The 21,262-nt window shown below is 64.0% G+C and carries 25 protein-coding genes; 13 read left to right on the top strand and 12 right to left on the bottom strand.

The features are described from left to right. Positions 1-36: 36 nt before the first annotated feature. Positions 37-1,257, top strand: a complete 1,221-nt coding sequence (locus RY1_RS09860; RefSeq protein WP_072803337.1) for an acetyl-CoA C-acetyltransferase — start codon at positions 37-39, stop codon at positions 1,255-1,257. Between the two features lie 89 nt (positions 1,258-1,346). On the opposite strand, the gene RY1_RS09855 is transcribed toward RY1_RS09860, so the two are convergent. Next, on the bottom strand, positions 1,347-2,195 hold the full coding sequence (locus RY1_RS09855; protein WP_072803336.1) for a Bax inhibitor-1/YccA family protein: 849 nt from the start codon (positions 2,193-2,195) through the stop codon (positions 1,347-1,349). 216 nt (positions 2,196-2,411) lie between these two features. Here RY1_RS09855 and RY1_RS09850 point away from each other — a divergent pair, with 216 nt between their 5' ends. Continuing rightward, positions 2,412-2,834, top strand: coding sequence for a hypothetical protein (locus tag RY1_RS09850; protein ID WP_072803335.1), 423 nt, complete (start codon positions 2,412-2,414; stop codon positions 2,832-2,834). A 1-nt stretch (position 2,835) separates the two neighbouring features. On the opposite strand, the gene RY1_RS09845 is transcribed toward RY1_RS09850, so the two are convergent. Next, positions 2,836-3,957: a class I SAM-dependent methyltransferase gene (locus tag RY1_RS09845; RefSeq protein ID WP_072803334.1), complete on the bottom strand. Its 1,122-nt coding sequence runs from the start codon at positions 3,955-3,957 to the stop codon at positions 2,836-2,838. Positions 3,958-4,073: 116 nt separating this feature from the next. Between RY1_RS09845 and RY1_RS30095 the strand changes: the two genes are divergently transcribed. Beyond that, positions 4,074-4,211 (top strand): hypothetical protein, encoded by a 138-nt coding sequence (locus RY1_RS30095; protein ID WP_169914628.1) that lies wholly within the window; start codon positions 4,074-4,076, stop codon positions 4,209-4,211. Here RY1_RS30095 and RY1_RS09840 read toward each other — a convergent pair. Together RY1_RS09840 and RY1_RS09835 are read right to left on the bottom strand one after the other, a co-directional pair. Continuing rightward, positions 4,194-4,718: a peroxiredoxin gene (locus tag RY1_RS09840; protein WP_072803333.1), complete on the bottom strand. Its 525-nt coding sequence runs from the start codon at positions 4,716-4,718 to the stop codon at positions 4,194-4,196. The genes RY1_RS30095 and RY1_RS09840 overlap by 18 nt on opposite strands. A gap of 24 nt (positions 4,719-4,742) precedes the next feature. Continuing rightward, complete coding sequence (locus RY1_RS09835; protein ID WP_072803332.1) at positions 4,743-5,519, bottom strand: tyrosine-protein phosphatase; 777 nt, start codon at positions 5,517-5,519, stop codon at positions 4,743-4,745. Positions 5,520-5,593: 74 nt separating this feature from the next. On the opposite strand from RY1_RS09835, the gene RY1_RS09830 reads away from it, so the two are divergent. Continuing rightward, positions 5,594-6,754, top strand: a complete 1,161-nt coding sequence (locus RY1_RS09830) for an NAD(P)/FAD-dependent oxidoreductase (protein ID WP_072803331.1) — start codon at positions 5,594-5,596, stop codon at positions 6,752-6,754. Then, positions 6,751-7,242, top strand: coding sequence for an Lrp/AsnC family transcriptional regulator (locus tag RY1_RS09825; RefSeq protein WP_072803330.1), 492 nt, complete (start codon positions 6,751-6,753; stop codon positions 7,240-7,242). Before RY1_RS09830 ends, RY1_RS09825 begins: the two co-directional genes overlap by 4 nt. Positions 7,243-7,323: 81 nt before the next feature. On the opposite strand, the gene RY1_RS09820 is transcribed toward RY1_RS09825, so the two are convergent. Genes RY1_RS09820 through RY1_RS09810 form a run of 3 tightly spaced genes read right to left on the bottom strand, consistent with a single transcriptional unit; the run spans position 7,324 to position 10,482 of the window. Next, positions 7,324-9,006: a flavin monoamine oxidase family protein gene (locus tag RY1_RS09820; RefSeq protein ID WP_072803329.1), complete on the bottom strand. Its 1,683-nt coding sequence runs from the start codon at positions 9,004-9,006 to the stop codon at positions 7,324-7,326. A 7-nt stretch (positions 9,007-9,013) separates the two neighbouring features. Beyond that, positions 9,014-9,817 (bottom strand): carbon-nitrogen hydrolase family protein, encoded by an 804-nt coding sequence (locus RY1_RS09815; protein WP_072803328.1) that lies wholly within the window; start codon positions 9,815-9,817, stop codon positions 9,014-9,016. After that, the gene (locus tag RY1_RS09810) at positions 9,814-10,482 is read right to left on the bottom strand and encodes a helix-turn-helix domain-containing protein (RefSeq protein WP_072803327.1); all 669 of its coding nucleotides are present in this window, start codon (positions 10,480-10,482) and stop codon (positions 9,814-9,816) included. Before RY1_RS09810 ends, RY1_RS09815 begins: the two co-directional genes overlap by 4 nt. 104 nt (positions 10,483-10,586) lie before the next feature. On the opposite strand from RY1_RS09810, the gene speB reads away from it, so the two are divergent. The 5 genes from speB to RY1_RS09790 all read left to right on the top strand — a co-directional run bounded on the left by speB (position 10,587) and on the right by RY1_RS09790 (position 14,728). Next, entirely contained in the window at positions 10,587-11,555 is a 969-nt protein-coding gene (gene speB, locus RY1_RS09805) for an agmatinase (RefSeq protein WP_072803326.1), read from the top strand. Between the two features lie 41 nt (positions 11,556-11,596). After that, positions 11,597-12,781 (top strand): PucR family transcriptional regulator, encoded by a 1,185-nt coding sequence (locus RY1_RS09800; protein ID WP_072803325.1) that lies wholly within the window; start codon positions 11,597-11,599, stop codon positions 12,779-12,781. Positions 12,782-12,934: 153 nt separating this feature from the next. Then, on the top strand, positions 12,935-13,090 hold the full coding sequence (locus RY1_RS30090; protein WP_169914626.1) for a hypothetical protein: 156 nt from the start codon (positions 12,935-12,937) through the stop codon (positions 13,088-13,090). Beyond that, positions 13,087-14,091, top strand: a complete 1,005-nt coding sequence (locus RY1_RS09795) for a TerC family protein (RefSeq protein WP_139279789.1) — start codon at positions 13,087-13,089, stop codon at positions 14,089-14,091. Before RY1_RS30090 ends, RY1_RS09795 begins: the two co-directional genes overlap by 4 nt. An 88-nt stretch (positions 14,092-14,179) precedes the next feature. Continuing rightward, a complete protein-coding gene (locus RY1_RS09790) occupies positions 14,180-14,728 on the top strand; it encodes a Dps family protein (RefSeq protein ID WP_072803324.1) in 549 nt (182 codons plus the stop codon). Positions 14,729-14,782: 54 nt separating this feature from the next. Here the strand turns inward: RY1_RS09790 and RY1_RS09785 are convergent, their stop codons facing one another. Beyond that, positions 14,783-15,451, bottom strand: coding sequence for a PAS and ANTAR domain-containing protein (locus tag RY1_RS09785; protein WP_084727289.1), 669 nt, complete (start codon positions 15,449-15,451; stop codon positions 14,783-14,785). Positions 15,452-15,825: 374 nt separating this feature from the next. On the opposite strand from RY1_RS09785, the gene RY1_RS30085 reads away from it, so the two are divergent. After that, on the top strand, positions 15,826-15,981 hold the full coding sequence (locus tag RY1_RS30085; protein WP_169914624.1) for a DUF6131 family protein: 156 nt from the start codon (positions 15,826-15,828) through the stop codon (positions 15,979-15,981). Between the two features lie 66 nt (positions 15,982-16,047). Here RY1_RS30085 and RY1_RS09780 read toward each other — a convergent pair whose 3' ends face one another. Beyond that, entirely contained in the window at positions 16,048-16,485 is a 438-nt protein-coding gene (locus RY1_RS09780; RefSeq protein WP_072803323.1) for an SRPBCC family protein, read from the bottom strand. A 109-nt stretch (positions 16,486-16,594) separates the two neighbouring features. Between RY1_RS09780 and RY1_RS09775 the strand changes: the two genes are divergently transcribed. Further along, positions 16,595-17,494, top strand: a complete 900-nt coding sequence (locus RY1_RS09775; RefSeq protein WP_072803322.1) for an alpha/beta hydrolase fold domain-containing protein — start codon at positions 16,595-16,597, stop codon at positions 17,492-17,494. Here RY1_RS09775 and RY1_RS09770 read toward each other — a convergent pair. Both RY1_RS09770 and RY1_RS09765 read right to left on the bottom strand, forming a co-directional pair. Continuing rightward, on the bottom strand, positions 17,481-18,500 hold the full coding sequence (locus RY1_RS09770) for an LLM class flavin-dependent oxidoreductase (RefSeq protein WP_072803321.1): 1,020 nt from the start codon (positions 18,498-18,500) through the stop codon (positions 17,481-17,483). The genes RY1_RS09775 and RY1_RS09770 overlap by 14 nt on opposite strands. A gap of 186 nt (positions 18,501-18,686) precedes the next feature. After that, complete coding sequence (locus tag RY1_RS09765) at positions 18,687-19,718, bottom strand: Gfo/Idh/MocA family protein (protein WP_072803320.1); 1,032 nt, start codon at positions 19,716-19,718, stop codon at positions 18,687-18,689. A gap of 152 nt (positions 19,719-19,870) precedes the next feature. On the opposite strand from RY1_RS09765, the gene RY1_RS09760 reads away from it, so the two are divergent. Continuing rightward, complete coding sequence (locus RY1_RS09760) at positions 19,871-20,455, top strand: giguanylate cyclase (RefSeq protein WP_072803319.1); 585 nt, start codon at positions 19,871-19,873, stop codon at positions 20,453-20,455. 40 nt (positions 20,456-20,495) lie between these two features. On the opposite strand, the gene RY1_RS09755 is transcribed toward RY1_RS09760, so the two are convergent. Then, positions 20,496-21,248, bottom strand: a complete 753-nt coding sequence (locus RY1_RS09755; RefSeq protein ID WP_072803318.1) for an SIR2 family NAD-dependent protein deacylase — start codon at positions 21,246-21,248, stop codon at positions 20,496-20,498. Positions 21,249-21,262: the final 14 nt, after the last annotated feature.

Here is a 21,262-nt window from a genome sequence, read left to right as displayed (position 1 = left end):
TTGCCGGGTGCGTAGTCCCCCAACAAAGGAGAGTTCATGCCAGAGGCAGTGATCGTCAGTACCGCTCGCTCACCGATCGGCCGTGCGATGAAAGGTTCGCTCAAAGACATCCGCCCCGACGACCTGACCGTGCAGATGGTCGCCGCCGCGCTGGCGAAGGTACCCGAGCTGGATCCGACCGACATCGACGACCTCCTCCTCGGCTGCGGTCTTCCGGGCGGCATGCAGGGCAACAACCTGGCACGCATCGTCGCAGTGCTCCTCGGGTACGACTCGCTCCCGGGCACCACCATCACCCGCTACTGTTCGTCCTCGCTGCAGACCACCCGCATGGCATTGCACGCCATCAAGGCAGGCGAAGGCGACGTCTTCATTTCCGCAGGCGTCGAGAGCGTCTCCAACTTCATCCACGGCAGCTCCGACTCACTTCCCCAGAGCCACAACCCGGTCTTCGCAGCCGCCGAAGCCCGCACCAAGAAGGCACAGGAAGAAGGCGCCGACAGCTGGACCGACCCTCGCGAGAACGGCGACCTCCCCGACGCCTACATCGCCATGGGCCAGACCGCCGAGAATGTCTCACTGCTCACCGGCATCGGCCGCGAGGAGCAGGACCACTGGGCCGTACGCAGCCAGAACCGTGCCGAAGAGGCGATCAACTCCGGCTTCTTCGCACGCGAGATCACCCCGGTCACCCTGCCCGACGGCACCGTCGTATCCACCGATGACGGCCCACGCGCCGGCACCACCTACGAGAAGATCAGCGGACTCAAGCCCGTCTTCCGGCCGAACGGCACCGTCACCGCAGGCAACGCGTGCCCGCTCAACGACGGCGCAGCCGCGCTGGTCATCATGAGCGACACCAAGGCGAAGGCACTCGGGCTCACCCCGCTGGCCCGGATCGTCTCGACCGGCGTCACCGGCACCTCCCCGGAGATCATGGGCCTCGGCCCCATCGAAGCGACCCGTCGCGCACTGTCGATCGCGAACCTCTCGATCTCCGACATCGACCTGTTCGAGATCAACGAAGCCTTCGCCGTCCAGGTACTCGGCTCGGCGCGCGACCTCGGTATCGACCACGACAAGCTCAACATCTCCGGCGGTGCCATCGCCGTCGGACACCCCTTCGGTATGACGGGTGCGCGTATCACCACGACGCTGCTGAACAACCTGAAGACGCAGGACAAGACGTTCGGCGTCGAGACCATGTGCGTCGGCGGCGGCATGGGAATGGCCATGGTGCTCGAGCGCCTCAGCTGATGTACGTCGTCATTGCCCGATAGTCGTGATCGACCCCGGGTACGAGAAAGGCCCCGCACTCGTCACGAGTGCGGGGCCTTCGTCGAAAGCTAGTCGTTGTTGAAGTAGCTGAGCAGACGCAGGATCTCGACGTACAACCACACCAGGGTGATCGTCAGACCGAGTGCGACGCCCCACGCTGCCTTCTCCGGAGCCTGAGCGCGGATCAGCTGGTCTGCCTGGTCGAAGTCCAGCAGGAAGCTGAAGGCTGCGATACCGATGCAGACGAGGCTGAAGATGATCGCGATGGCGCCGCCGTCGCGGAGGCCGAGGCCACCGTCCACGAAGAAGCTCGCGACGAGGTTTCCGAGTGCGAGGACCACGACACCGATGAGCGCGCCGATGATCATCCGAGTCAGGCGGGGTGTGACGCGAATGGCGCCGGTCTTGTAGACCACCAGCATGCCGAAGAACACACCGAACGTGCCGAGTACGGCCTGTCCGATCATTGCAGTTCCGCCGACGCCGCCGAACTCCACACCGGTGAACATTCGTGACAACGCACCGAGGAACAAGCCTTCGGCAACTGCATAGGCGAGAACGATGGCTGGGTTGTCCATCTTGCGACCGAACGTCGCGAAGAGAACCAAACCGAGACCGACGAGACCGCCACCGACGACGAAAGCCGTTGCCAGGGATGCGTTGTTCGTCGACAGGACGTAGGAGATGATCGCTGTGACCGTCAGAACACCGAGCGTGATGCCGGTCTTGGTGACGACGTCATCGATCGTCATCGCACGGGACGTGGGCCCGGTCTGGTAGGGATCCGGCAGCGTTCCCGGCTGCCCGAACTGTTGTGCGGCCTGCGAGGCGCCAGCCGTCGCAGAGCCGAAAGTGGCGTATCCGCCGCCCTCCTGCTTGGGCAGGTTGCGGAACACCGGGTTGCTGGAGGTGCGCACCGTGTTACATCCCTTCTAAGAGCGCAAGCCCTTACGTAGTGTCAGGCCCGACGCCGGGGCATTTCCCGGCAGTTGCATGTAAAACGTGCCACATACGGACAAAAGTTCCCAGTCGGACGAGGGAACTTCAGACAATTCGGACTCTACCGTGTCATCGGGCCGGCTGCGGAACCTGCGCCCTGTTTCCGGAAAAGCACTTACGGGCATGATCGAACAATGAGCATCGAAGACGGAACCGACCAGACACTCGACCAGAGTGAGAGCCTCGACTCCGACGAGGTACGCAACGACGACGGAGACACCGTGGTCGATGCGCCCGACCATTGGAGCGAGGCGGACAAGTTCGGTACCACCGCGCAAGAGGCACGCGAGGGCGAGAGCCTGGACGAGAAGCTGAGCGAGGAAGAGCCCGACACCCCGCTGGAGGACGAGGAGCGCTCGGTGTCGGAGACCCCGGACGACGAGCTGACCGAAGAGCTCGTCGACCACGAGATTCTCGACTCCGACGAGGACCCGGACATCGATTACGCCGACGGACAGCGTCAGGCCGAGATCGTCGAGGGCACCTTGGTGGAGGACCGCGGCCGCGACCGCGGCCAGATCGACGGCACACCGGAGGACGGCGGACCGGTCGAGTAGCTCAGGCCAAGGCCGACCGAGTCACCGTGAATTTGGCGTTCTTGCCCATGGTCTCGGTCGGCCCCACCGCCGCTCGGAGCGTGCCGCGGTAATTCAGATGCGAGTTGTACACCGTCCACATCTCGCCGCCCGGACGGAGAACTCGTTGGCCTGCGGCGAAGAGTTTCTCGGCGCTTCCGGTGTGCAGTGATGCCCCTTCGTGGAACGGCGGGTTGCACACGATCAGATCCACGGAGTCGTCGCCCAGAGTGGACATCGCGTCGTCGCGCAGCACGGTGATGTCGAGTCCGTTCGCCTCGGCTGTGGCCGACGCCGATGCAACCGCTGCTGCCGACCTGTCGGTTGCGATCACGTGGCCGCGATCGTTGGATCTCGCCAGTAGGCACGCGAGAATCCCTGTCCCGCAACCGAGGTCGACGATCTCCGCCGCGCCCGGCCGCATCGTGCCGATGAATGACGCCAGAAACCGAGTTCCGACGTCGAGCTTCGCGCCCGCGAACACGGCCCCGTACGCAACGACGGACAGGTCGATGGTGTCGATCCGTTCGGTCACCGGGTAGGTCCGGCTCGTCGGAGAAATCGCGGTGGCCGCGGTCAACACCCGAGCCTTCTGACGTCCGCGACCGGCACGGACGGTCTCGAAGCAGGCACCCAGAACGCCGTTCATCGCCGGCGTCATGTGTTTGTCGCGGCCACCGGCGAAAACCTGGACCCCAGGCGCTGCGAACGCGGCGATCGTCTCCGCGATCTCGGTCAACTCGGCGAGACTGCGCGGCAGTTGCATCAGTACGACCTTCGCACCCGCCAGCAGCGTCTCGTCGAGCGGACAACTGACACAAGCGTCGATACCCAACTCGGCGGCGTTGCGCCTCAGCGCTATTTCACCGGTCACCGAATCCTGATGAACCCGCAGGCCGGTGAGACCGTGCGCCGCGGCCGCACCGAGTGTCAGGGCGCCGTATCGGTCACCGATCACGACGACGTCGGAGCCGCGGGCGGCGGCGAGCACGTCGGAGGCGGTATCGAGAATCAGACGATCCGCCGCGTCCGAGGCGAACAGATTGGGAGCTTCGGCGTCGGGGTAGCGCCGCAGGCCGGCGAGGACGGTATCGAGGTCACGCATGCCATCAGTGTTTCACCCTGGAAGAGGTGTGCCAAACACGTTGCCCGTCAATATTTTCGACGGGCTCTCCGCGCGTCCGAGTGGCATTTTCCCCGGATCGAGAGCATGCTCGACCGATGGAATCACCCAAGAAGATCGAAGCGTTGTTCAGCCACATGGATTCCGCCTCCGACGATTCGCCGGCCGAGAACAAGGAGCCCGCCGTCTACACAGCCCTGTTCAGCGGCGAAGGCACATCAGGACAGATAGCGTAGATAGTCCAGCGACTTGTCCGCGTGGACGTTGGAGCGCTCACTCGCGACCACCAACCGCACCACCCGATTCCGATCGATGACGAACGTAGTTCGCTTCACCGAGAGCAACTGACGTATCGGACCGCGTTTCACGGCATGTGATTTACCTCTCTCGATTTCCTTTCTGCGCCGACGTCTCGTCAGCCAGCCTCCACGGCGGACGCCGAACTGCTCGGCGACCGAACCGTCCGAATCCGCGAGCAGCGGATAGTCGAACGACCGCTGCAGCGCGAAATGCGACTGCTTGTCTCTGGTATCGGTGCTGATGCCGACACGCTGGGCGCCCAGTGCTTCGAAAGCGCGCCCCAGATCACGGAAGTGACAGGCCTCGGCCGTACAGATCGGGCTGGAAGCAGCAGGGTAGAAGAACAGCACCACAGGGCCACTGTCCAGCAGTTCGCTCAAGCTCCGGATGCTTCCCGTGTGATCGGGCAGCCGAAAGTCCGGCGCGGTATCGCCAGTGCGCATGTTGGTCAGGGTACGTGCATGAGGTCAATCGGCATCGCGAAGCAACGCAGCACGCAGCGTGTCGATGTCCCCGGCGGTGACCCCGAGCGCATCGACATAGGCCTCGAACGACCCGTATTTCTGCGCCACGACGTCGAGACCGCTGCGGTAGTAGTCCTCCGTGACCCCCAGAACGTCGTCGGAGGGCTCGATCGGCCCAGCGACCAATGGCGCGTAAACGGCCTGGAGATGAGCTTTCAAGGGGGCTGCGGCGGCATTGCTCGCAAGGAAGTCCGACAGAACGTCCTCGTCCCGGACACCGACGGCTCGTAGCACCGTGGCGACCGTCCAGCCTGCGCGGTCTTTACCTGCCGCGCAGTGCACCAGAAGAGGCGCCTCGCCGCGCCCGAGCTCGGTGATCACGGCACGAATCGCAGCGTGAGCACCCTCTAGCGTCGGGAACGACGTGTAGGCCAGCGACATCATGGTGCTTTGCGCATCGGCGGCTTCTGCCGCCGTCTCGTGCGGGGCCCGTTCGCCCTTGTCGTTGTGGAAGGGAATGTTGACGACCGTGACGCCGTCCGGCACTCGATCGGCGCCACTTCGTTCGATTTCCGCATCGGCGCGAAGATCGAACACCCGGCGAATACCGAGTCGTGTCACCTCTTCCCGGCCTGCATCGTCCAACCGACTCAGCTCCGAGGATCGGAAGAACACCCCGGATCGAACGACTCGTCCGTCGTCCGTGCGTGCTCCCCCGACGTCACGGAAGTTCCACGCACCCGACAACTGGAACTGATCACCTATGCGTGTCTCTGCCATGGGTAGACAGTAACCAGCGTGTCCTCGTTGTACACACCGAGTCCAGCGAACCCAGCGCCAGTAGAGTCGAGCCGGTGAACGAGCCACCCGAGAAATTCGACGTCATCGTGGTCGGAGGGGGTATCGGAGGGGTTTCTCTCGGATACGAGCTCTCCCACGATCGATCGGTGTGCTTGCTCGAGCAGGAATCGACGTTGGCCTATCACACCACCGGCCGGTCGGCTGCACTGTTTCTGGAGACGTACGGCAATGCTGCGATCCGGGCATTGACGACCGCGAGCAGGAGCTTCCTTCTAGGCCCACCCGAGCACTTCGACACCGAGCTGCTCACTCGGCGAACACTGCTCCAGTTCGCTGCCCGCGGTCGAGGCGAGGCACTGGAGGCGATGTTCGAGCAGGTCCGCACCCTCACACCCGACGCGCGACTGGTCACCGAGGACGAGGCGCGCACGTTGTTCCCCTTGTTACGCGAGGGCGTTGTCGATCTCGCACTCCATGAACCCGGCTCCATGGAGGTCGATGTTCATGCGCTGCACCAGGGATTCGTACGCGGCCTGCGCCGACGCGGAGGCGTCGTGGCGACCCGCAGTGGCGTCGTGGCGCTCGAGCGGACTGCGGGAGCGTGGACGGTGACATCGGCGGACGGAACGCGGCGCCGCGCACCGGTCGTCGTCGACGCGGCAGGCGCATGGGCAGATTCGGTCGCCGCACTCGCCGGAGCATCGCCCGTCGGTCTCCGGCCTCTGCGCCGAACGATATTCGTACTCGACACTCCGGACGACGTGGACACTCGACAGTTGCCCACTCTCAGCGATATCGACGAATCGTTCTACCTCAAACCCGAGGGCGACCGAATGCTGTGTTCCCCCGCCGACGAGACCTCCACCGAGCCGACCGATGCGCGCCCGGACGAGACGGAGATCGCTCGCGCGCTCGATGCGATTCACGAGGCAACGACGCTCGAAGCCCGTCACGTGCGGTCGTCGTGGGCAGGACTGCGAAGCTTCGTCCACGATCGAACGCCCGTTGTGGGTTTCGACCCGAACGTCGACGGATTCTTCTGGTGTGCGGGCCAAGGCGGATACGGCATCCAGACGTGCGCTGCGCTCGCTCGTGTCGGCGCCGCCCTCGTCCGCGGCGAGGGGCTGCCCGTCGACGTCGCGGCACGTGGCCTCGACGTCGCCGACCTCGATCCGGCGAGGTGTGCAGCTCCGCCGCATATCGTGGACGCATGACGGATCTGGACCGAACCGACGCCCGACTTCTCCTCGCCCTGTGCGACAGGCCCCGCGCCACCGGTGTCGAGCTCGCCACGAACCTCGGATTGTCGCGTAATACCGTGCAGGCGAGGCTGACTCGCTGGGAGGAGAAGGACACCCTCACCCCTATCGACCACCGGGTGCGACCGCGAAGTCTCGGCTATGCGCTCCAGGCCTTCGTGACGACCCGCGTGGATCAGCACAAGCTCGCCGAGGTCACCGCGCATCTGAGAACCATCCCCGAGGTACTGGAGGTGTTCGGATTGTCCGGCGCCTCGGACATGCACATTCGCATCGCTGCCGTCGATGCCGACGACCTGTACCGCGTCGCAGGTCTGATCCTGAAGATTCCCGGCGTCGAGCGAACCAACATGTCGATCGCGATGAGCGAGTTGATCCAGTACCGCACCAAGCCGCTGCTGCATCGAGCGGCGGGGACCGAGCACGATCGAGCACTGGACTGACCGCGGTGAAAACGGGTTCGGCGCCGCCCCCGACGCGGCGCCGACCCGTTCCGACCGTAGCGCATGTGGACACTTTTCAGATCAATCGTCCAACCGCAACGGAGAAATCTCGTCGAACACGTCGCCAGGGCCTGGGTTCTCCGATGCGGACGCACCGCCGAGATGATGCACGACGCCCCACACGGCGTTCAGTGCCGTCTGAACGGCACCTTCGGCCCACCCCGCTGTCCACGAGATGTCGTCTCCGGCCAGAAAGATACCGCGGTGTCTCGCCGCGAGATCCTTCTGCACGAAATGTCCGAAAAGCCGCTCCTGGTATCGGTAGTGGCCCGGCAGGTTCGCCTTGAACGCGCCCATGAAATCACGCTCGGCCTCCCACGACAGCGTCACCGGATGGCCGATCACATGGCTTCTGAAGTCGACACCGGGATAGATCCCCTCCAGCGAGCGCAGCACGATGTTCATACGCTCGGCGGGGGTCAGTGCGAGAAGCTTGAGCGAGTCGTCCGACCACGTGTAGGACAGGCAGATCAGCCCGGGACGGTCGTCGCCCTGGTCGAGTAGATACGTTCCACGGCTCATCCGGTCCGTGAGCGTCATGCTCACCACGTCACGTCCGGTGACCGGGTCCTTGTCCTTCCAGAACGGGCGATCGACGAGCACGAAAACCTTGGTAGAACCCATGTAGTGGGTCCTCTCGATCGCCGTCCAGTGGTCTATCGGGAACAGATCGTCGTCGCAGTGAATGCTGCTGAGCAGCATCCAACTCTGTGCGGTGACCACAACGGCCGGATAGGTGTGAACGCCTCCGTAGCTGTCGTGGACGACGGTGCCCGCCTCCGAACGCCGCAACTCGGTCACCCGTGGATGCGGCGCTCCCCCGTTCAGGCCGGCGACCGATGTACCCTGCGGCCAGTGTGCGGCAGGGGCGATGCGATTCCACAGCCCGAGCGGCAATTGCTGTGCACCGCCGACTATTCCACGGTGATGGTCGTCGGCCGCGGTCACCACGACACGGAGAATCTCGAGGATCGAGTTGGGATAGTCGGTGTCCCATCCTCCTGTTCCGAATCCGACCTGCCCGAACACTTCTCGACGCGTGAACGACCGAAAGTGTTCGGAAGCAGCGAGAAATCCCCAGAAACTCTGATCGTCGAGCCTCACGACGAGGTCGTTCCATATCCGCTTGATCTCGGCGACGTCCCGTTTCCGTATCGCACGTTGCAACGGAACGAGTTCGGCGTACTGCTCGAGCGACCGTTGCCACGCGTCGGCGACCTCGGCGAAGATCGGAGGCAGGTCTTCGAGGCTCTGTGCGTAGTGGCTGGTCCCCTTCAGGTCGATGACCGTACTCGGGGTGACCTCGGCGAGAGGATTCGGAAACGGTTCGGTCTCGAGCCCGACCAGATCGAGGTAGTGGAACAACGCGGTCGACGACGGCGGAAATCGCATGGCGCCCATTTCCGCGACCACGCCGGGGTAGCCGTCGAACGGCACCGAGCGCATTCGCCCGCCTATCTGATCCGATTCGTACACAACCGGTTTCAAGCCGAGTTTCATCAACTCGTACGCGGCCACCATTCCCGCAAGCCCACCCCCGACGACCGCGACCTCGGTGCCGTACGCGGCCCCGGGGACCTGACCGAGCCCGGCTGGATGCGCGAGATAGTCGTCGTAGGCGAACGGAAAGTCCGGGCCGAACATGGTCAACGGTGGTTCCTGCTGATCCCACGTCGTGCTGTCGGGGCTCACGGGTGTGGTCATCGGCCGCCTATCCGGTTCGCGGGGTGTACAGGTCGCGTCTGCGGTCGTCGAGATGAGTGTTGATCGCCCGTGACGAATCGAGAGCAGCGGGGTCGATGTCGACGGTGAGTGTTGCCTCGCCACGTCCGGCTCGGCCGAGTTCGGTTCCGTCGGGGGCGATCGCGCACGTCGACCCGCAGTACTGCAGATCGCGCTCACGCCCACACCGGTTGACGTAGGTGACGAACACTTGGCTCTCGTATGCCCGCGCAGGGACGATGTGCGTCGCGACGATGTCGAACGGAACCATCAGACCCGTGGGTACGACGAGCCACTGCGTTCCCGCATCGGCATGTGCGCGAACAGTTTCCGGAAATTCGACGTCGTAGCACGTGAGTAAGCCGCAGACGATTCCGCCGAGTTCGAACTGCACGACGAGTTCCTCGCCCGGCAGGAAACGGCCGCGATCGAGATCACCGAACAGGTGCGTCTTGCGGTATCGCGCAATCGAAGTCCCCGATGCGTCCACGACCTGCACGGAGTTGTAGACCCTGCCGCCTGCACGTTCGGGATATCCGTAGACCACGGCCACCCCTACTCTGCGCGCGATTTCCGACACCGCCAGGAAGATCGGCCCGTCGGACGATTCGGCACGCTCGTGCACGAGGTCTCCGATGTCGTATCCGGTGGCCGACATCTCCGGCGTGACGAGGACCGCCGAGCCCGCCTCCGCAGAGCGGGTCGCCGCGTGCTCGATCGCGTCGAGATTGCATGCGACGTCGCCGGACATTTCGGGGCCCTGGAACAGCGACGCCCTGACACGAGTGCTCATCGGTTGCCTCCACGAGTATTCGCTCGAGTGTCGGGCGTCGCTGCGAGTCCGTCAACACGAGGCCGGTCGGTCTCCGGAAGAGCAGGTGTCTCCGGAAGAGCGGGGCTCAGCACCCACACCACGCGGGTCGGTCCGGACACCGCGCGAAAATTGTGGCTGCGCCGCGGCGAGAAGGTGAATGCGTCTCCCGCATCGAGTGTGACCTCTGCCGGATTCGCGTCCTCATCGGATGCGAAGGCGATGCGCAACGATCCCTCGAGCACGTACACGAAGTCGACATCGACCGGGAGGGTATAGGGTTCGTCACCACTTCCGCCGCCGTCGTCGATGTCTCCGAGCAGAACCTGCAGTCGCCGTTCACGTGTCGGTGTCAGCAGATACTCCGACATTCCGTGACCGCCGAACGCAACACGCGGCCTCGACTTCGCGCGGACCACTTCCCCGACGGATGCGTCGTCGAACAGCGAGCCGACCGCGAGATCGAGAGCGTCGCAGATTCGGACGAGAGTGGCCACCGACGGCGCAAGAAGGTCGCGTTCGAGTTTCGACAGATACCCCTTCGTCACCCCACAGGATGCGGCAAGACCGTCGAGCGTGAGCCGCTTCGCGTGACGCGCCTCCTTCAATTGCCGTCCGATCGTCGGACTCGCACCCGCGAGGCTCATCTGTTTCCTCCCACTGTCTCCTTCGAGTATCTACATAGGAAACATGTGTTGACAAGAGTGTCGTTGCGGGAGACGCTACCTTCACGACGACGAAGGAGCCGCCGATGAACACCACCGACTCGCCCATCGGCCCCATCGGCCCGGTCGGCCCCGTCGACGCGACGAAGGTGCCTCGTTACGCCGAACCGACCACCTTCGCGAGGCTTCCCCGGCTCGACGAGGTCTCCCGCGCGGACGTGACGATTCTCGGTGTCCCGTTCGACTCGGGCGTCAGCTATCGCCCGGGCGCCCGGTTCGGCCCCGCTCACATTCGTGCTGCGTCGAAGTTGTTGCGTCCGTACAACCCTGCGCTCAACGTCGCTCCGTTCGCGAAGCAACAGGTCGCCGATTTCGGGGACATCGGCGTCAATCCCTTCGACATCACCGAAGCCTTGAACACCATCGAATCGTCGATCACCGATCTTCGTGCCGACGGTTCGTCCGTACTGACCCTGGGCGGAGATCACACCATCGCGCTGCCGATTCTGCGCTCCCTCGCGCGCGATCTCGGCCCGATCGCGGTGTTGCACTTCGACGCTCACCTCGACACGTGGGACACCTACTTCGGCGCGCCGTACACACACGGCACTCCTTTCCGGCGGGCCAGTGAAGAGGGGCTCATCGATCTGGAGCGTTCGCAGCACATCGGAATTCGCGGACCGCTGTACAGCGAACAGGACCTGGAGGACGACCGCGTGCTCGGTTTCCAGGTCATCCGCTCCGACGACTACGAGGTCGACGGTATCGCCGGCATCGTCGAGCGCATGCGCAGGCGTCTGGGCGACGGCCCGGTCTACGTCTCGGTCGACATCGACGTCCTGGATCCGGCACACGCACCCGGCACCGGTACGCCGGAGGCGGGTGGAATGACGTCGCGCGAGCTGCTGAACACACTGCGCGGATTGGTCGGGGTCGACGTCGTCGGCGCCGACATCGTCGAGGTGGCGCCGGCATACGACCACGCCGAGATCACCGGAATCGCTGCCGCACACGTGGCATACGAATTGTTGTCGGTACTGGCGTTGAATCGATGACTTTTCGCGTGCTTGTGGCCTAGCGACCTAGGATCGACGCAATGTCATCGGAGCCGGAACCACCCATCGAAGACGCCGTGCACGAGGTTGCGCGCCTCGCTGCACTGGACGCGGGCGGCCTGTCGACGGATCTGCTCGGCGACTTCCTCGAGGTGCTCTCCTCCGCGGTGTCCGCAGGCCGGCCGTTGACCCGGCGCCAGCTCGGCACACTGCGCATCAAGGGTGATGCCGCCGCCCGGCACGGGGTTGCGTTGCGAGCCCTCCTCGACCTGTATCTGTCTTCGGTGTGGCGTCTGTGGCGCACGCTGCCCGCTGTCGTCGACGCCGAACGAAACCCCCAGGCCGTCGTGACCGCAGGCGAGGTGATGCTGCGAGCGTCCGACGACGCGGTCGCCGAACTCACCGAAGGATTTCAGCTCGCCCGCCGCGCTCTTGTCCGTGCAGAGGTCTCGGCCCGACGTGAATTCGTCGACGACCTGCTCTCCGGCGGTGCCGACGTGGCGGGCGTGCTGGGACGAGCCGAGAACTTCGGCCTCGACCTCGCCGGTCCCCACTGCGTCGCAGTGATCACCGCGAGCACACCCTTCACCGATGGTGGCACGGTGATCGGCGATGTCGAGCGCGCAGTCGAAGGCACCAAGGGTGATGCGGGATCGCTCGTCGCGAGTAAGGAAGGCCGACTGGTCGTCGTATTCGCGGCACCCGATCCCAGGGCAGTGACGCACGTGGTCGAACGCGTCAGAACCGCCGTCCGGCAGTCGCACGGTACCGACGGCTGGAGCCACAGCATCGGCGTCGGACGCGCAGGCCCGAGCGCAGCCGGGGTGGCGTCGTCGTATCGCGAAGCGGTGGACGCGCTCGATCTCGCGGCCAAGTTGGGCCTGGACGCGCCGGTGGTCGACGCCCGTGAGCTCCTCGTCTACCGGGTCCTTCTCGACGACAGACCGGCGATCACCGATCTCGTCGAGACGGTTCTCACGCCGCTGCTGTCCGCCCGCGGCGGCGCCGAGCCATTGCTGCACACCCTGTTCGCATTCTTCCAATCCGGAGGCAATGCGGCGATGACCGCCCGATCGTTGCATCTGTCGGTACGAGCGGTCACCTATCGACTCACCCGAATCGCCGAGGTGACCGGGCACGATGTCGCAGATCCCGGTGAACGATTCGCGCTGCAGACCGCCGTCTTCGGGGCCAAGCTTCTCGATTGGCCACGTACTCGAGGCTGAAACCGTCCCTCATTGCCGGATCACGGCAACGAAAACGGGCAAAACATGTCCGAGTTCGAACGGTGCATGCCGCATTCACAACAGGCACACTTGAGGAGTCGCGGCGCAGACAAGCGCCGCCGAGTAATACCGACCGAAGGAGAACCAGCAATCATGGCGTCTCTGACCCAGACAGTGAAGACCTTCGCCCGCAGCCCGCAGGGCAAGAAACTGATCGCACAGGCGAAGGCCTTCGCCACCAAGCCCGAGAACCAGGCCAAGTTGAAGAGCCTCGGTTCCCGATTCACAGGCAAGGACACCCGCCGATGAACGTTCCCGTATGGGCATGGGCGGCATTCGCTGCCGTCGTCGTCATCATGCTCGCCATCGACCTACTCGCCCACCGCGGCGCTCACATCATCGGATTCAAGGAAGCAGCCTGGTGGAGCGCAGTGTGGGTCGGCGTCTCGCTGATCTTCGCAGTCGTGGTCACCTTCACGCTCGGCGGGAACGCCGGTGTCGAATTCACGACGGCCTGGCTGCTCGAGAAGAGTCTCTCGGTCGACAACCTCTTCGTATTCGCGCTGATCTTCGGCTACTTCAAGGTTCCCCGTGAATATCAGCACCGCGTTCTGTTCTTCGGTGTTGTCGGCGCGCTGATCTTCCGCGGCATCTTCCTCGCCGCCGGTGTGGCGATCGTGTCCAAGTTCACGGTCGTTCTGTTCGTCTTCGCGGCGATCCTGCTCTACAGCGCATGGAAGCTCATGAAGGACGAGGAGGACTCGTACGATCCGAGTACCTCTCTTGCCGTTCGCCTGCTCCGTAAGGTCATTCCCGTCCGCGACGAGTACGACGGCACCAAGTTCTTCGTCATGGAGGCCGGCAAACGAGTCGCAACGCCGTTGCTCGCCGTCGTGGTCGCCATCGAAGCGGCCGACCTGGTGTTCGCGGTCGACAGTGTCCCGGCCGTGCTTGCGGTCAGCGACGACCCGTTCATCGTGTACTCGTCCAACGCGTTCGCGATCCTCGGACTACGTGCGCTGTACTTCCTGCTCTCGGGTCTGCTCGACAAGTTCCACTACCTCTCCAAGGGACTTGCGATCATCCTCGGGTTCATCGGCGTCAAGCTGATTCTGCAGGCAAGCCACAAGGTGATCAGCACGTCGATCCCCGAGATCCCGTCGCTCGTCAGCCTTGCGGTGATCATCACCGTATTGGCCGGGTCGATCATCCTCAGCCTCAAGCGCCCCCCGAAAGAGGCGGTCGAACACGAAGACGAGGACGAGCAACGATCCCGACCCGAGCAACCGAGTCTCGGCAAGGACGACTAGTTCCACAAGCGCCCCGTGTGTTCGCACACGGGGCGCTGTTGTGTGATTCCGGTGTTTCCCGTGTCCCCGACGCGGGTAGACCCCCGTCATGACCAACTCGAACTCGTACACCGTTCCCGGCCTGAGCACCGACGAAGGTTCGCGTGTCGCCGCTGTCCTGCAGAACCGCCTGACGGCATACAACGATCTGCACTTGACGCTCAAGCACATCCACTGGAATGTGGTGGGCCCCAACTTCATCGCTGTCCACGAGATGCTCGATCCCCAGGTCGAGGCAGTCCGCGGATTCGCCGACGATGTGGCCGAGCGCATTGCCACACTCGGATCTGCCGCATTCGGCACTCCGGGGACCATCGTCAAGGACCGCACGTGGGACGACTACTCGATCGGCCGTGCCACCGCCATCGAACACCTCGGCGCTCTCGACCTGGTGTACGTCGGCGTGATCGGAGATACCAGAAAGGCGATCGAGGAGACCGGCAAGATCGACCCGGTCACCGAGGACCTGCTGATCGGCCAGAGCGGTCAGCTGGAGCTGTTCCACTGGTTCGTGCGTGCTCACCTGGAGAACTCGGGCGGCAAGCTCTCGACGAGCGGAGCCTCCAGCGAGACCGAAGCAGCATCCGACGCCGGCTGACAAGCTCGACCCCGGCTGACCGGATCGACCCCGCAAGTCACTCGACCACAGGAATCAACTGCCCACACGTTCGTGCGCGGTCAGCACTACGTGGCTCATCTGCGCGCGTAGGTTCTCGTTGGAACGGTCGACGCACGCCACATCGGCGACGACTCGTTCCGCGAGTGCCCGCAGTTTGAGGTTGTAGGTCTGCGACTGCCATGACAGGACGCCGAATGCGGTGTCCGCGTCGACACCGAACGCAAGCATCAAGACGCCCTTCGCTTGCTCGATGACCGCCCGTGCGGCCACGACGGATTGGAGGGCGTCGTTGACGCCTGCGCTGACGACGTTCTCTGTCGTGCGAGTGACGTCCACTGCGTAGCCGGTGAAGCGATCGACCTCGCCCGACTCGTTCCTCACCCCGCTGCCAACGATCACGATGTGCCGAGTCTCGCCCGCGGGAGTCACGATCCGGTGCGCGTGCACACAACCGACTCCGGTCTCGAGGGTGGTCGCCAGCACCCGTACCACTTGGGCGCGATCGTCCGGATGCGAAGCCTCGACGAGCAGCGCAGTGGTCGGCCGAATCTCGCCGGGCTCGTATCCGTAGATCTGGAACAGAGAGTCCGACCAGTCCAACGCGTCGTTCGCCACGTCGTACTGGAACGTCCCGACAGGGCACGGCGCCGCTCCCGTGGCGGCTTCGTTCTTCGCTTTCGACGTGCTGTTCCGTACGTCCATGAATACAGGCTTACCAGCTCACCGCGGCCACTTCTACTCGTTCGAAGTCATCGATCGGAATCTGGTTTGACCCCTCTCGTAGCGGGGTAGTCGGTCTTGCCGGTGTTCTTCCGATCGGTGCTCGAACCGTTGATCGTCCAGCAGGTGGCGACGCCACGGCGATGACATCTTGTGAGCCGCTCCAATGGCACACGCGAGGTCATATCGTCGTAGCTTCGCGTCGGTGTGTACAGGCGAGGCGACTGTGATAGACACGAAATCCGCACTGCGACTGCAGATTCGATGAATATCGCGGTAGGTTGTTTCATGATTGGCGATCAACGCAGATCAACGAAGACCGCACAGGCGGTCCACTATCGAAAGAGGGAACCACAGTGATCGTCCTAGGAATTATCCTCGCCCTTATCGGCTTCTTGGCGTCGATCCAGATCCTTTGGATCATCGGTATCGTTCTCGTCGTCGTCGGCGCAGTACTGACACTTCTCGGAACCGCAGGCCGCGCGGTCGGTGGACGCAAGACCTGGTATTGATACCAACCGGCACCAACGGACACGGCCTCGGCGCATCACGCGCCGAGGCCGTGTCCGTGTGTGCGGTTACCCAAGCGCCTCGAGGATCCTCGTCACCTGTGGAACCACCTGGTTCCCGACACGTTCGAACGCCAGCTTTGCAAGGGGATCGACCAGTTTCGCCATACCGTTGAACGTGATGTTCGCGATGTAGGTGATCTCGGTCGAGCCGGGACCCGACGCTTCGAACGACAGGTCGTCCACCGACCGCGCAGTCTTGTTCGTACCCTCGAACGTCACCCGATTCGGGGCGTCCTCGACCATTCGATACGTCAACTCGGTACCGATGCCGAAAAGCTTGGACTCGTTGTGCCATTCCGTCCCCACCCCGATCGGTCCCGGTGTCGTTCGTACACACTTCTGTGTTCCCGGATCCCACTGTTCGGCGTGCGCGAAATCCCGCATGTACTGCACCACCACGTCGATGTGTGTGCGGACGACGAACGTTCGTTGAACCTGGACCATCGTGTGCCTTTCCGGAGTGACTGTCCTGCAGACGACGTGGGTACCCTCGCCGCGACACCCTCACACCTGACATGCGACGACGCGCGACCGCTGTGGCATCGTTGGTGCGATGCCCAGTCTCGCGTCCGCCTTGATGCCGTTGGTCGTTCGCGTGCGCGGATCGAAGCGCCGGTACTCCTCGGCAGAACGCACGCAAGCTCACGTGGACAAGATGTCCGCCGAGCCTGCGTCGTATGCACCGCCGACGTCGCTGGGGCGGAAGGTATCCATCGTCCGTGACGATCACGACGAGTGGCCGGTCTTCCGGGTATCGCCGCGTGGGCCCGTCACCGACCGGACCGTCGTGTACTTCCACGGCGGCGCCTACCTGTGGGAAATCACGTCGACGCACTGGAGAACGATCGCCGGACTCGTCGCGCGCACCGGCGTCACGTTCCTCGTGCCGATCTATCCCCTCGCACCGTCGGCGACGGCCGAATCGACGGTGGCCGTCGCGACCGATATCGCAGCGGCGGCGATGGTTCGGTACGGCAGCAACGATGTCGTTCTGATGGGAGACTCCGCGGGCGGCGGACTTGCTCTCGTTGTGGCACAGCAACTCAGAGACACCGGGCACGGAAAGAATCGCCATACGATCCTGATCTCACCATGGCTGGACGTCAGCATGACCGACCCCGAGATCGAACGGATCGCCCCGACCGATCCCTGGCTCGGCATTCCGGGTACCAAGCTCGCAGGCATCCTGTATCGAGGCAGCCTGCCCGAGGACGATCCCAGGGTGAGCCCACTACGGGGCGAGATACGAAACCTGGCTCCGGTGACGATGTTCAGCGGAACCAGAGACATCGCGAACGCCGATGCCCGCGCCCTTGTCCGTCTCGCGGCCGCGGCCGGAACCACGATCGACTATCACGAAGAACGCGGCATGCTGCACGTCTACCCGCTCCTGCCGATTCCCGAGGGAAGGCGCGCACGTCGGCACATCGCCGACATCATCACTCGGCGCTGACCCACCCGAGCGCGGGTCCCAGCTTCGTCGCCATGTCGGTCAAGATCTGTACGTAGTCGTCATGGGCGAAGCTGAACGGTAATGCGAACGCGACTTCGTCCACCTCGGTGAATGCCCGGTTGGCATACAGCTTCTCCGCCAGTTCCTCGGAAGTACCGACCAGGTCAGCGGCGAACATCATCCGTGCCGGCCCCTGAGGTTGCAGGGTTCGGTCGAATCGACTGCGTGCGTACTCCCGATACTTCGCGGCCTGATCGGCCGTTGCGGAGTCCGTGGGAATCACCACGAGCCCCTGCGAGACGCGAGCACGATCACCATCGGGATGGTGCTCACGAAACCGCCTGATGTGCGAGAGCTGGATCTCGTCGAAGTCGGTGGCGTCCTCTGCTCTGACGACGCTGCTGACGAGGAGGTTCATTCCCGACTCGCCTGCCCACTGAGCCGAACGCAGACTGGCCCCGCCGTACCACATTCGGCTTCGCAACCCCGGCGAGTGCGGCTGCACTCGATCGGAGAACTGCTCGATGCCCTCGGTCCCACTCCATTCCGAGACCGGCGTGCCCTCGATTGCGCGCAGGAGACGGTGCACACGCTCGTAGCCGAAATCCTCGACGTCTGCGGTGTCCGGGTAGAGCGCAGATTTGACCCGGTCGTACTGCATGGGAGTTCCGACGCTGACTCCGGGATTCACCCGGCCACCGGAGAGGATGTCGACGGTCGCCAGATCCTCGGCCAGGCGAATCGGGTTCTCCCAACCCATCGGCGTGACCGCCGTCCCGAGGCCGATTCTGCGGGTGCGTTGCGACGCGGCTGCCATGACGGCGATCGGCGACGAAATTCCGAACTGCAGGTGGCGGTGACGCAGCCATGCACTGTCGAAGCCGAGTCGCTCCCCGAGCTCGATGATTTCCAGCGTCGACTCGTGCCCGAGCTCTGGCCGATTCTCGTCGAACAGACCGATCGTCAAGAAACCCATTTTCTGCAGTGGTGCCGAACGCTCGGGCATGGAAGTCCCCTCTGTCTGGCCGGTGATGACGGTTGGAAATGAAATGCTAAATCATGCTGCGCCAACCAACGCGGTGCCCACCCCCCCCGGATCAGGCAGCTCCGACCATCTCGCGAACTCCAGAATGCCTCTTCCACCAACGATGTCCGAGCATCTCCACCGTCGCCTGCTCCATGCTCGGTCGCCTCAGGACACGGGCAGCTCGATGACCTTTCCGGTCTCTGCGGCACGCCGAGCGACGTCGAGGACCTCGAGCGTGTGGATCACGTCGGACCCGGGCACAGGCTGCGGCCCGACACCGTCCACGGCTGCCGCGAACGCGCTGTAGTAGTCCTGATAGCTTCCTTGCTCGGACGAAATCTTCCTGGCGCCCGATCCGGTATGGAGTGTGCCCCAACGCTCTTCGAGCTCGTAACCCCAGCTGTCACGATTCTCGGACGGACGTCGTCCGCCGAAGATCGCCTGCGCCTGCACATCGGTTCCGTCGGAGTAGTAACTTCCGTCGGTACCGTAGACGCGCAGCTGCTTGGCCTGGAAGTGATTGGCCTTCGTAGCCGACACCGTGGAGTGCACGCCTCCGACGTGATCGATGTCGACGACGAACGCGCTGTCGGTCCGTTGGTCGCCTTCCCCGATCCAATCCATGCGCGCGTACACCGCTCTCGCCCGTCCGAACAGCCACAGGACCTGGTCGACGAGATGTGCGCCCAGGTCACGAAGCAGACCACCGGTCGGCCCCAACTCCAGCGTTGCGGGTTCGTCGAGATCGAATCTCGATTCGACGCGCCAGATACGCCCCAGCTCGCCGCTGTCGATCACAGCCCGCAGTGTTCGAATGTCGGCATCCCAGCGGCGGTTCTGGAACACACTCAGCAGCAGGCCCGCGTCCCGAGCCGCTTCGACCAGGTCGAGTCCGCCCTGCGGATCGGGAGCGAACGGCTTGTCGGCGATGACGTGTACGCCACGCGAGAGCGCTTCGAGAACGAGCTCGCGCCGCGTCTCGGGTGGCGTGGTGATCGTGACCGCGTCGACGCCGGCATCGACGAGCTCACCGAGGCTGGCGTAGACGGGTGTCCCGGGGGCATCGCTCTCGACCTGCGCCGCCCGCTCGGGTGAGCGCGTCACGACACCGACGAGCTCGACCCCCTCGGCCGCCTGCACGAACGGCACGTGGAAGTACCGTCCACCGACTCCGTATCCGACAACTCCGATGCGCATGACGTCTCCTTATTTGTTAGGACAACCGCACACATTACACAGGTGACATGTTCCGGCGTGCCGTTTGTCGATTCGATGCAAACCCAGCTCAGAGCCCGGATGGGTGTGTTTCAATCGGGCAGCCGTACGCGATACACAAGGGGCGGATGTAGATGACAAGTGCAGTGGCATCGTCGGAAGAGCACTACGAATGGGGCCTCGATCTGATGTCCTCGCTGGCGGTGACCGGCATCGTCCAGAAGGTCATCGCGCTGGCGACCCTGAGCATGGCGGTCATCGTCACGTTGGAGATGGCGTTCGGGTACGGCGCGAGAACACCGATTCCGACAGCGGTGCAATGGACGTCGATGATCGCCGCGTACGTCATGGGCGCATTCTGGATGTTCGGACGGTGGCCGACTCTCGGGCAGGCTTTCGCCTTCGTCGTGATCGCCGACATCGCTATTGTCTCGGCGACACTCGTAGCGGACTTCCCGCCCGAGATCACCCTCGGCAAGACGGCCTTCCTCATCGAAATCGGCATGTTCGTCGGATTCTTCTTCGAGCGATGGATGCTCGGGTTCCACATCGTGTTCTGCATCGCAGCGACGACGTTCATTGCCGCGTACGTCGTCGTGATCGAGGACGTCGCCGTTCTGATGGCGTTCGTCGTATGGTCACCGGTCGTGGTCTCGATCGGCGGATTCGCCCTGCTACTTCACTTCGCAGCCCGATCCATGCGGCTCGAGTTCGAATAGGCGCCCCGGCACCGTCCTTCCCGCCCTACGCGGCGGCCGGTCACAGCGAGCCGACAAGAGCAGGCAGTCCGATAGCTGCGGTGGTTCTCCAGCGGTGGTCGGCCATGTCGGATATCTCCGTCTCGACCGGATTGATCTCGACGACCCGCGCACCCGTACTGCGCGCCATCGCAGGTAGACCCGCGAACGGGAAGACAACTCCCGACGTCCCGACCACCAACACGAGTTCGGCATTCTCCACTGCGTGGACGGCAGCAAGCCAATGATCCTGCGGGAGTGGCTCACCGAACCACACTGCTCCCGGTCGCATCGGGCCACCGCACTCCGGACAGGACGGCGGAACGACGCGGTCGACATTCTCGTCGACGGGCTCGGCATCCGGCTGCGAGTGGACCCCGCATTCGGAGCATCGTGGGTCGAACAAGCTGCCGTGCACGTGCGAGATCACCGACGAACCCGCTCGCTCGTGGAGATCGTCCACGTTCTGTGTCGCGATATCGAGGTGAATCTTGTTCTGCCACTCGGTCAACGCACGATGACCGGCGTTCGGCTCGGATCGCCGAACCAGCTCTGCACGCCACCGATACCAGCCCCAGACCAGATCCATGTCCCGCGCCCACCCGTCCGGACTCGCCAAGTCCGCCGGGTCGAAACTGGACCACAGCCCGGTCTGTGCGTCGCGGAACGTTGCAATGCCGGACTCAGCGGACATGCCTGCGCCTGTCAGCACCGCCACGCGCGACGCCGAGCGAGCGAGTTCGACTACAGCACTGGGCACCGGGGCAGCAGTCATGCCACGTAGTGTGC

This window comes from Rhodococcus yunnanensis NBRC 103083, assembly GCF_001895005.1.
GTDB lineage: Bacteria > Actinomycetota > Actinomycetes > Mycobacteriales > Mycobacteriaceae > Rhodococcoides > Rhodococcoides yunnanense.
Note: the sequence above shows the minus strand (reverse complement) of the source record. Positions and strands in the feature narration are given on the sequence as shown.